This is a genomic window from Globicatella sp. PHS-GS-PNBC-21-1553, assembly GCF_033564055.1.
Classification (GTDB): domain Bacteria; phylum Bacillota; class Bacilli; order Lactobacillales; family Aerococcaceae; genus Globicatella; species Globicatella sulfidifaciens.
Genome location: NZ_CP085470.1, coordinates 2174258 through 2185768 on the forward strand (window position 1 = coordinate 2174258; position 11511 = coordinate 2185768).

The 11511-nt window shown below is 35.9% G+C and carries 6 protein-coding genes and 2 pseudogenes; all 8 read left to right on the forward strand.

Going from position 1 to position 11511, the window contains the following annotated elements:
• Window positions 1-326: 326 nt before the first annotated feature.
• A pseudogene (gene parE, locus LB888_RS10460) lies at window positions 327-2372 on the forward strand (DNA topoisomerase IV subunit B); the annotation flags it as partial.
• Window positions 2373-2646: 274 nt separating this feature from the next.
• Window positions 2647-5124, forward strand: coding sequence for a DNA topoisomerase IV subunit A (gene parC, locus LB888_RS10465; protein WP_318752878.1), 2478 nt, complete (start codon window positions 2647-2649; stop codon window positions 5122-5124).
• Window positions 5125-5373: 249 nt separating this feature from the next.
• Window positions 5374-6290: pseudogene (truB, locus tag LB888_RS10470) on the forward strand (tRNA pseudouridine(55) synthase TruB).
• Window positions 6291-6315: 25 nt separating this feature from the next.
• On the forward strand, window positions 6316-7305 hold the full coding sequence (gene ribF / locus LB888_RS10475) for a riboflavin biosynthesis protein RibF (protein ID WP_078755595.1): 990 nt from the start codon (window positions 6316-6318) through the stop codon (window positions 7303-7305).
• The gene (gene hemW / locus LB888_RS10480; protein ID WP_318752879.1) at window positions 7295-8452 is read left to right on the forward strand and encodes a radical SAM family heme chaperone HemW; all 1158 of its coding nucleotides are present in this window, start codon (window positions 7295-7297) and stop codon (window positions 8450-8452) included. The genes ribF and hemW overlap by 11 nt, the downstream gene beginning before the upstream one ends.
• A 9-nt stretch (window positions 8453-8461) precedes the next feature.
• Window positions 8462-9358, forward strand: coding sequence for a YitT family protein (locus LB888_RS10485; RefSeq protein ID WP_318752880.1), 897 nt, complete (start codon window positions 8462-8464; stop codon window positions 9356-9358).
• Between the two features lie 466 nt (window positions 9359-9824).
• Complete coding sequence (gene hrcA / locus LB888_RS10490; RefSeq protein ID WP_318752881.1) at window positions 9825-10838, forward strand: heat-inducible transcriptional repressor HrcA; 1014 nt, start codon at window positions 9825-9827, stop codon at window positions 10836-10838.
• A gap of 21 nt (window positions 10839-10859) precedes the next feature.
• A complete protein-coding gene (grpE, locus tag LB888_RS10495) occupies window positions 10860-11510 on the forward strand; it encodes a nucleotide exchange factor GrpE (protein WP_318752882.1) in 651 nt (216 codons plus the stop codon).
• The last annotated feature ends 1 nt before the right edge of the window (window position 11511 follow it).

Here is an 11511-nt window from a genome sequence, read left to right on the forward strand (position 1 = left end):
TAAAGTGAAACAACAATGATTAACTGATCATATTTAAAAAGCAGGAGGCTGGGCAAAAACTTTTTAAATTCTGTTCAGGCATATCTATTTAATTCAAAGCGCAGTGGTTGACTGGCCTCAAACAAGTCGAAAGACGCAGTTTGAGGCCTACTCAACTGTGCGGGGGTAGGCCAACGAAGCGAATATCGTTTAATTTTCTACTTCTGGTCCACTCTCATGTAAGTTGTATTTGCTTAAATTACAAATTTCGAGTAATATTTGAAAAGCAGTAAAGTTATTTGCTATTATAGAAGAGTTGAGTATAAGAAAATTTTAGAGGTGATTAAATGTCAGAAACAAAGACGACACCAATTCAATATAATGATGACGCGATTCAAATATTGGAAGGTTTGGACGCAGTAAGAAAAAGACCAGGGATGTATATCGGTTCGACAGACCAAAGAGGATTACATCATTTAATTTATGAGATTGTCGATAATTCAGTCGACGAAGCTTTATCTGGTTTTGCTGATTATATTAAAGTAGAAATTAAAGCAGATGGCAGTGTTCGAGTACAAGATAATGGCCGCGGGATGCCGGTTGGTCAGCATGCAAGTGGGGTACCGACCATTCAAGTTATCTTAACTGTCCTCCATGCGGGTGGTAAGTTTGGTCAAGGGGGCTATAAATCCTCCGGAGGACTTCATGGTGTGGGCGCCAGTGTGGTTAATGCTTTGTCTTCATGGTTAGAAGTGACCGTTGAACGTGATGGCAATCTTTATCGAATGCGATTTGAAAATGGAGGGAAGCCTGCTTCTAAATTAGTTAAATCAAAAGCTTCAAGTAAATCGGCTCATGGTACTACCGTGCATTTTATGCCAGATAAAAGTATTTTTGGTAATGCTCAAATTAATTCGGAAGTGATTGCTGAGCGATTAAGAGAGTCTGCCTTTTTACTAAAGGGCTTAACGATAGAATTAGTAGATGAACGCCATGACTACCAAGAACTTTTTCATTATGAAAAAGGTTTAGAAGATTTTATTCAATATTTAAATGAAGAAAAAGATGTATTGGGTGATGCGTTTAGTTTTTCAGCGGCGGTGGAAGAATTTGAAGTTGATTTTTCAATGCAATACAATGACGGATACTCCGAAACAATTTTATCATTTGCTAATAATGTTCGGACTGCTTCTGGGGGAACGCATGAAGTCGGTATGAAAACCGGGATTACTAAAGCGTTTAATGATTACGGTCGTAAAGTAGGTCTAATTAAAGAAAAAGATAAAAACTTAGAAGGTAGTGACGTTCGCGAAGGTTTGACAGCTGTGGTATCTGTTCGTATTCCAGAACAATATTTACAATTCGAAGGTCAAACCAAAGAAAAATTGGGTACACCTAAAGCCCGGCCTTTAGTAGAAAATTTAATGTATGAACGTCTTTCAAGTTTCTTAAATGAAAATGGGAACTTTAGCCAAATGATCTTACGCAAGGCGATTCGTGCTCGTGAAACCCGCGAATTGGCGCGTAAAGCTAGAGAAGCCGCTCGTAGTGGGACTAAAAAATCAGCACAAGAAAAATTGATTTCTGGTAAGTTAACCAAAGCTCAATCAAAAGATGCGAGTAAAAACGAATTATACCTAGTCGAGGGGGATTCAGCTGGTGGATCTGCAAAATTAGGCCGTGACCGCCGTTATCAAGCTATTTTGCCATTACGTGGTAAAGTAATTAATACTGAAAAAGCGTCAATGCAAGATATCATGAAAAACGAAGAAATCAATACGATGATTTATACTATCGGGGCAGGAGTAGGAACTGATTTTGATATTAATTCATGTAATTACGATAAAATTATTATTATGACCGATGCGGATACCGATGGGGCTCATATTCAAGTCTTACTCTTAACTTTCTTTTATCGTTATATGAAACCATTACTTGAAGCAGGAAAAGTTTATTTAGCAATGCCACCACTCTATAAAGTTTCAAAAGGTTCTGGTAAGAAACAACAAATAGAATATGCTTGGACCGATGAGGAGTTACAATCAGCTATTAAGAAGATTGGGCGAGGCTATATTTTACAACGTTACAAAGGTTTAGGGGAAATGAATGCGGACCAGTTATGGGAGACAACGATGAACCCAGATTCTCGAATTTTAATTCGTGTAACGATTGATGATGCGGCGCAGGTTGAACGCCGTGTGACGACCTTAATGGGAGCGAAAGTTGAACCGCGTCGTAAATGGATTGAAAGTAATGTTCAATTCACGATGGATGAAGAAGATACTTTATTAAAAGAAAACCAAGGGACTAGTCAGTCTACTGACCAAACAACTGAAGAGTTAATTAAAGAAGCTCATGGATTGAAGGATGATGATGAAATAGACACATTGGAAGAAGCAATGGATTTAGAAAATGCTGAAAATAGTAGCCCTAATCATCATGTAGTAGACGAGACCAATGAAATGACCGAACAGAGTTCAAACGATACGAAAAACACTACTAATCGTAAAAGCAAAAAGCAATCAACGGTTAACCGTCCAACAGCCAAAACAACAAAGAAAAAATCTACTCAATCAAAATCAAAGACAGTAAAAAAAGAGACTGATAAGCCATTGGATAATGAAGATGATGAAAATGGCCAGTTAGAATTATTTTAGGAGGTAAAACATGGTAAAAGAAAATATTCAAGAATTAAATTTTGCCAGTGTCATTGGAGATCGTTTTGGACGTTATTCTAAATACATCATCCAAGACCGTGCTTTACCTGATATCCGTGATGGCTTGAAACCGGTACAACGCCGTATTTTATATGCAATGTACATGGACCGCAATACCGCTAGTAATCCATACCGTAAGTCTGCTAAGACAGTAGGGAATGTAATTGGTAATTATCATCCTCATGGGGATTCTTCCGTTTATGAAGCGATGGTCCGCATGAGTCAAGATTGGAAATTACGCGAAACCTTAATTGATATGCATGGTAATAACGGGAGTATGGATGGCGACCCAGCAGCGGCTATGCGTTATACAGAAGCGCGTTTATCACCTATTGCCGATGAGTTATTACGTGATATTCAACATGAGACGGTTGAGTATCTGCTAAACTTTGACGATACACTAGAAGAGCCAACTGTTTTACCTGCTCGTTTTCCAAATTTATTAGTCAATGGTGCCACTGGTATTTCGGCTGGTTATGCCACTGAAATACCACCTCACAATTTAGGTGAAGTGATCGATGCAGTTGTCTATATGTTAACCCATAAGCGTTATCGTTTAGATGATATTATAAAATTAATTCCTGCACCCGACTTTCCCACAGGGGCGATTATTCAAGGGGCAGACCAAATCCGTAAAGCCTATGAAACGGGTCAAGGAAAAATTGTCGTACGTTCTTTAACTGAAATAGAAGACCTGAAAGGTAATAAGCAACAAATTGTGGTGACGGAATTACCATTTGATGTTAATAAAGCCAAATTAATTCAACGTTTGGATGATATTCGTATTCAGAAGAAAGTTGAAGGGATATCGGAAGTTCGTGATGAAAGTGACCGAAATGGTGTGCGTGTGGTCATTGAATTAAAACGTGAAGTGAATGCTGAAGGAATCTTACAATACTTATTAAAAAATACTGAATTACAAGTTAATTATCACTTTAATATGGTCGCAATTCATAATCGCCGTCCGGAAGTGGTAGGCTTATTGCAAATGTTAGAAGCTTATATTGATCATCAAAAAGAGGTGATTACAAAGCGTACCAAGTATATGTTAACAACCGATAAAAAACGTCTACATATTGTTGAAGGTTTAATTCGGGTTGTGTCGATTTTAGACGAAGTGATTGCGGTCATTCGTAATTCTGATAATAAAGCAGATGCTAAGCGTAACTTAGAACGTGAATTTGATTTTTCAGAGGTTCAGTCAGAATCAATCGTTAACTTGCAATTATATCGTTTAACGAATACGGATATTGAGGCATTACAAAATGAAAAGCTTGAATTAAATGAGCGTATCTTGATGTATCAAAATATTTTAAATAATGAAGATATATTGAAAAAAGTATTGGCCAATGAATTAAAAGACATTAAAAAGCGTTTTGCATCACCAAGAAGAACCATTGTTCAAGCTGAAGTGGAAGAAATAGTCGTTGAAACGAGCATTATGATTCCCGAAGAACAAGTTTATGTATCAGTAACGAATGAAGGCTATATTAAACGAACCAGTGTTCGCTCTTTTAGTGCTTCTGATACGACTGACTTAGGAAGTCGCGATTTGGATTATCCAATCTTTGTTAAAGAGATGAGTACGCATGATGCGATTGTGTTAATTACAAATAAAGGTAACTATATTCATTTACCAGTTCATGAATTACCAGATATTCGTTGGAAAGATATGGGAATGCATATTTCAACTAATTATCATTTAGAAGATGGAGAGCAGTTAATTGCCGCTTTTAAATCGGTAATGGAACCAGACAAATTAAAGCCTGAAGCGAACCCAACATTGGTATTGACTAGCCGAAATGGTAAAATTAAGCAAACAACTTTATCACAATTTACAACTTATCGTAGCTATAAAACTAAGACGATGATGGCAATGAAATTACAAGATAAAGCAGATGAATTGGTGTCAGTTAACCTAGCAAAAGTCGACCATGATTATCAAGTGGTTGTAATTACTAAGAAAAGTTATGGAGTCCGTTATGAATTGTCAGAAGTGGCGATTAGCGGAACCAAAGCACAAGGTGTAGTGGCAATTAACTTGAAGGATGATGATCAAGTAGTCGCTTCATTATTAATTGATAAAGCAGTGGAACGTCCACAATTATTAGCATTAACCCAAAGAGCAAATATCAAACGTTTTGACGTAGAGATTATCTCTCAAGTGAATAACCGCTCCAGTCGGGGACATTTATTATTAAAAGAATTAAAAACGAATCCACATCGCTTTATTCAAGTTTTAGCTTTACAAAAAGGAAATATACCAGTAGTTATCTTAGGTGACACTGGTAAAACACTCGAAATTAAGGCGATGGATATTGCTTTAACCGACCGCTTATCAAACGGATCTGCTATTCAAGAATTAGAAACTTTAGGTAAAGTTGTCGGAATGTATCCTGCGCGATTAAAAATGCTAGATGAGGAATAGTTTTATTTCGATAGGCTCCATCAATAGGATGATAAACATTGATGGGGTCTTTTTTATTTTTTAAGGTGTGAAATGCGCATAAATTTGCTTTTAATCGTCTATCGTTTTTCAGTTTGGCTTGTTTGAGAAAGCTTAGTACAACTCATGATAAGTATTTATTAAGTATATAATGAAAAATTAGTTAATCACTCACAAATGAAAGCAATATCTGATATAATTAATTTTGTATCTAAAGGAGAGAGGCACAGCATGAGAGGTTTATTACCCATTTGGAAAGAAAAAGGCATGACCAGTCATGATGTCGTTTTTCGTCTGCGCAAACTATTAAAAATGAAAAAATTGGCCATACTGGGACACTTGACCCAGATGTAGACGGAGTTTTACTAGTCTGCTTAGGCGAAGGGACTAAATTGGTTGAATTATTAATGGATGGACAAAAAGAATATCAAGGTTCGATTACTTTAGGATATTCGACTGAAACAGAAGACGCTAGTGGAGAAAAAGTGTCGACCACACCTGTGTTAACTCCTGTCAATATTGATTTAATTGATCAAAAAATGGCTGAAATGGAAGGGGTTATCAATCAGGTTCCACCTTATTATTCAGCGGTGAAAGTCAATGGTCGCAAACTGTATGAATATGCAAGATCTGGGGAAAAAGTGGAGCGTCCGATAAGACAAGTACAAATTGATTCCTTTATACGCACCAGTGATCCTGTTTATAATGAAAGTCAACAAACCCAAACATGGGATTTTCATGTTGTTTGTGGCAAAGGCACTTATGTTCGTACTTTAGCCGTTGATTTAGGAGAAAAACTAGGATTTGCCAGCCACATGTCGCGGCTAACACGCAATGCAACGGGTGGTTTCAATCAACAGCAAGCATTAACGCTTGCTCAAGTTCAAGCAGCAGTTGAACAAGGAACCATTAACGAGGCTATTTGTTCGATTGAATCGGCACTGACTGAATTTCCAAGCATCATCCTAACAGAATCACAATATCATGATGTTCAACATGGAAAATTATTACCACATGATTATTTTAGTTCATTAGTGTTGGAACCAACCGTCTTATTTTATCAAGGATTGGCTCGGGCCATTTACCAACCCCATCCCTTAAAACCAAATTTATTAAAACCATTAAGAATGTTCGTCGAGAACGAATAAGATTACTAGAAAGAAGGGTTTCGTAATGAATATAATAAAATTACATCATCCCTATAATCAAGAACAAATTTTTCCTGGACCGATTGTCTTAGCATTAGGTTTCTTTGACGGTGTTCATCGTGGGCACCAAGCAGTTATTAATACAGCAAAAAAAATTGCCAATGAAAAAAAGATTCCTTTAGCAGTGATGACTTTTAATCAGCATCCAAAAATTATTTACCATCAATTAGACCCAGAAGAAGTTACTTATTTGACTTTATTAGATCGTAAAGTTGAGCTATTAAGTGCATTAGAGGTTGATGTTTTATATTTAATTGATTATACATTAGAATTCGGGACGCAAAGTCCCCAAGAGTTTGTTGATCGTTATATTGTCGATCTCGGTGCGGTCACAGTAGTAGCTGGTTTTGATTATACCTATGGTAAGCAAGAGCTTGCCAATATGAAAACTTTGCCGGAGCATGCTAAAGGGCGTTTTGACGTCATTGAAGTTCCTGAATTAAAAAATAATAATTTAAAAGTTGGGACTACCAATATTAAGGATTTATTGGCGAACAATCAAATCGAAATTGCTAATGAAGAGCTAGGTTATTTATATCAAACCAGTGGAATGGTGGTACATGGAGATAAAAGAGGTCGAACAATTGGCTACCCGACTGCTAATGTGCAAATTAATCCTCAAGAAGTATTACCAAGTGTTGGAGTCTATGTTTGCGAGATTGAAGTAGATGGAAAATGGTATCAAGGCATGGCTTCCATTGGTTATAATATTACGTTTGAAGCGAATCGCCAAAAAACCTGTGAAGTCTATATATTAGATTTTGAGCAAGACATTTACGGGCATTTTGTAAAAGTAAGATGGCATCATTATTTGCGTGGTGAAATGAAATTTGATGGCATTAAAGGTCTAATTCATCAATTAGACCAGGATTTAATTAATACAAAAACGTATTTTGAGCAGCTAGCACAACAGTCAACGATACCTGATAATGAAAAGGTGAAAGATGATGAATAGAGCGGATGCCGTTTATATCCATATTCCATTTTGCAAGAAAATTTGTCATTATTGTGCCTTTAATAAATATTTCTATGATGGACAACCAGTAGGTCGTTATTTAACGGGCTTAGCCAATGAAATGCGATTATATATGGATGAAGTAGAGTCTACCAAACCATTTGATACGATTTATGTAGGCGGTGGCACACCAAGTTGCTTAAATATTGAAGAATTAACGCACTTATTGGAGAGCATCCAACAAATATTGACCTATGATGATCAAACGGAGTATACATTTGAAATTAATCCTGGTGAATTAACTCCAGAAAAATGTCGATTATTGAAGTCTTTTGGTGTTAATCGCGTGAGTATGGGGGTACAGAGTTTTAACGATTTGTTATTGCGAAAAATAGGTCGTAATCATCGTGAACGTCATGTTTATCAATGTATTGAATGGTTAAGAGAAGCTGGACTAACGAATTTAAGTATTGATTTGATATTTAGACTACCGGGACAAACGTTAGCCGATTTTGATGATAGTTTAACCAAAGCCTTATCATTAAACTTACCACATTATTCACTCTATTCTTTGATCATTGAAAATCAAACAGTTTTTCAACAATTACAAAGAGAAGGCAAACTGCCATTGCCGTCTGAAGATGTAGATGCCGATATGTTTGAGTTAGCCATTCGTCGTTTACAAGAGCATGGTATTGAGCAATATGAAGTGAGTAACTTTGCACGACCTGGATTCGAGTCACGTCATAATTTGAAATATTGGCATTATACGCCATATTATGGTTTTGGTGCTGGAGCACATGGCTTTATTGATAATGTTCGATACTATAATAATGGACCTGTTCATCATTATTTAAAAGCTACGGAAGCGAATCAAAAACCGGTTGTGAATCGATTACCATTAACAGAGTCTGATCAGATGGAAGAATTTTTATTTTTAGCTTTAAGAACGACACGAGGTTTCTATTTAAGTGAATTTGCGGAGCGTTTTAATCAAGATGCGGCCGTACTGTTCGATGATTTTTTTGTACAACAACAACACAATGGCTTATTAAATATTGCTGATGACCATGTTTATTTAACGAATCGTGGATTGTTTTTAGCAGATTCGGTATTTCGTAATCTATTAGGGACTATTACAAAGTAGGGGGAGCTTATGAAAAAAGATCATATTAGAATTTTGATGAATATCTTTTTGGTATTATTAGGTAATTTCATTTTTTCGATTGCCATTAATTCAGTGATTATTCCGAATGAATTAGGTGAAGGTGGTATCACGGGGTTCTCATTATTCTTTCTATATGTTTTTAATTGGAATAATGCTATTGTTAGTTTTGTGGTGAATACGATCTTACTAATTGTCGGTTGGAGGTTTTTATATAAGAAGACTATTTTTTATACAATTTTAGCGATTGCGTCATTAACGATTTTTTTACAATATATCCATTTAGGAGCATTTATTCCTGAAAATACTATTGTTGCACCATTAGTAGCTGGTTTTCTAATCGGATTATCCGTTGGGATTGTTATCCATGGTAATGGAACGACTGCTGGAACGGACATTTTAGCTCTAATGATGAAAAAATATTTAGGGATTAGCGTGGCGCGTGGTTTGTTAATTTTAGATATTATGATTATTACCCCCTTAACTTTTGTCATTGGCTTAGAAAAAGGTGTGATGACGGTCATTACTTTATTGATTACAAGTCAAGTTCTTTCCTTTATTTTGGAAGGATTTAACCCACGTAAAGCTGTTACGATCGTTTCGAATGAGCATCAAGCGATCGCACAGAAAATTACCGATACATTAGATCGTGGTATTACAGTATTAAATGGTTATGGTTTTTATACGCAACTGGAAAAGCATGTGCTATATATTGTCATTAGCGAACGTCAATTACTGGCATTACAAAAAATTGTTCATGAAATTGACCCTAAGGCATTTGTAACCGTCACCGATATTCATCAAGTGGTTGGCGAAGGCTTTACTTTCTTTATTGAACCTGAGAAAGATACGCCAGCAGTAACCAACCTTTCTAGTAATGAACCTTAATTTATTAAGGCATGGTAATATAGTAAAAGCTAGTCATTTCAAGTCGTTACCACGTTTTAATGATGGATTAATCAATGGAAAGTCTGGTATTGCGACCTAAAAGCCGTTATTGCCTTCAATCCAAACTTTCACATAATGAGATGGAAGCAAAGAGACGATTACGAAAGTCATAAATTAAATAGCTAAGTGTATGTATTAAGTAACTGTTAGTACAGGGCCCCAAACCAACTTTTTTATGACTCAATTAATAGCTTTGTTTTTAGCAATTATTTTCTATTTTAAACTAAACATTTTATCATTGTTATACAAAACCTTATAATAGCAACTTTTTGTCGATTAGCACTCTCTATAAAAGAGTGCTAATTTTTTATTAAAAAGTGTTGACAAAGGCTATAGTAGGGTGTATGATATAGATAGGTTAGCACTCCAAGTATATAAGTGCTAATTTGTGAGGTGAGAAAAATAGATGAATTTAACGCCTAGACAACAACAGATATTACAGTTGATTGTTAAATTGTACGGAGAGACCGAAGAACCTATCGGTTCGAGGACTTTATTGCAAAGAAGTGTCTTACAAGTAAGTCCAGCTACTGTTCGTAATGATATGATGGCGCTCGAGCAATTAGGGTTTCTAATGAAAGCTCATAGTTCAAGTGGTCGTATTCCTTCTTATGAAGGCTACCAATTTTACATTGATCGATTAATCGAACAACTAAAGCAAGAGTCTGAAAATAAGCCAGAACAATCAAGTAAGTTATTTGGTGAACGTTATTATGATGTTCAACAATTTGTCTTACATGCGACGAATCAGTTAGCACACTATACTGGTTATCCGGTAGTCGTTTTGATTTCGAATCTGAGTCATCGTAGGATGCGCGATTTTAAATTAACCAAATTATCGGATTATCAACTCATTGCGTCAGTGATTAGTGACCATGGACAGGTTGAAAGTCAATTATTTGATTTACCATATGCTTTAAAAGACGAGGCAATCGATAGGATTGAACAAATTATTCAAGATGAATTGATCGATTTAACATTAGATGATGTGTATCAACGTATGAAATTGACAATTCCCTTAAAAATTCAACAGGCTGTTTCAGTACAATTGAATTTTGCCTCTTTAATCAAAAAGGCAATCGAAGCACATGACAGTCAGTATTATCATGTTGCAGGAAAAAATCATTTGTTTGATCTCATTGATCCACAACTACCAACTGAAGGCTGGCGCACTTTGTTTGATTTAATCGATGGAAACGAAGCCTGGTATCAATTTTTAACTGATGCAAAAGTTGGTTTGAATGTCACATTTGATTTTACAACGCCACCGTATCACTTTAAAAATGTAAGTATCGTTACGGCGAAAAGTAAAATTGGCAATCATGTCATTACCTTTGGTTTGGTAGGTCCTGCGACAATGCCTTATCATAAAATTATGACAGGAATGCAAGATTTATTAATCGAACTATCGAATTATTAACAATTAAAAGGAGGTATCGTAGTGGCAGAAGAAAACAAACGTAATGAAGAATTAGAAAAAGATGTTCCAGAAGTTGAAGTTGATTCCCAAACTACCGAAGATGTTGTAGAAACAACAGCAGAAGTTAAAGCAACATCAACTGATGAAGAAACAGTAGAAACTACAGCAGAAGTAGAAGCAACATCCACTGTTGAAGAAACAGTAGAAACAAAGGTGGAAGAGAATCCACTTGCTGAATTAGAAGCAAAAAATGATGCTCTAGAAGACCAAGTGCTAAGATTACAAGCTGAAATTGCGAATATGAAAAGATCGAACGCTAAGGATCGTCAAGATTTAGCAAAATATCGTTCGCAAAAATTAGCAACTTCAATGTTAGAAGTAGTTGATAATCTAGAACGCGCTTTACAAAGCGAGACTAATTCTGATGACGCTAAAGCATTGAAAAAAGGTGTTGAGATGGTTCTCTCACAATTACAAAATGCTTTTGAAAGTGAAAACATTAAAGTCATTGATCCAATGGGAGAAAAATTTGACCCTAATTTCCACCAAGCAGTCAGCGTGATGGAAGCAGAAGAAGGTCAAGATTCTGACGTGGTAATCAATGTTTTACAAAAAGGATATTTATTGCATGAACGCGTGATACGACCAGCAATGGTTATTGTATCTCAATAAT

Excerpts from the sequence above, each read along its gene's own strand:
- ribF (WP_078755595.1), top strand. The coding sequence starts at position 6,316 with ATGAATATAATAAAATTACATCATCCCTATAATCAAGAACAAATTTTT.
- LB888_RS10485 (WP_318752880.1), top strand. The coding sequence starts at position 8,462 with ATGAAAAAAGATCATATTAGAATTTTGATGAATATCTTTTTGGTATTA.
- hrcA (WP_318752881.1), top strand. The coding sequence starts at position 9,825 with ATGAATTTAACGCCTAGACAACAACAGATATTACAGTTGATTGTTAAA.
- parC (WP_318752878.1), top strand. The coding sequence starts at position 2,647 with ATGGTAAAAGAAAATATTCAAGAATTAAATTTTGCCAGTGTCATTGGA.
- hemW (WP_318752879.1), top strand. The coding sequence starts at position 7,295 with ATGATGAATAGAGCGGATGCCGTTTATATCCATATTCCATTTTGCAAG.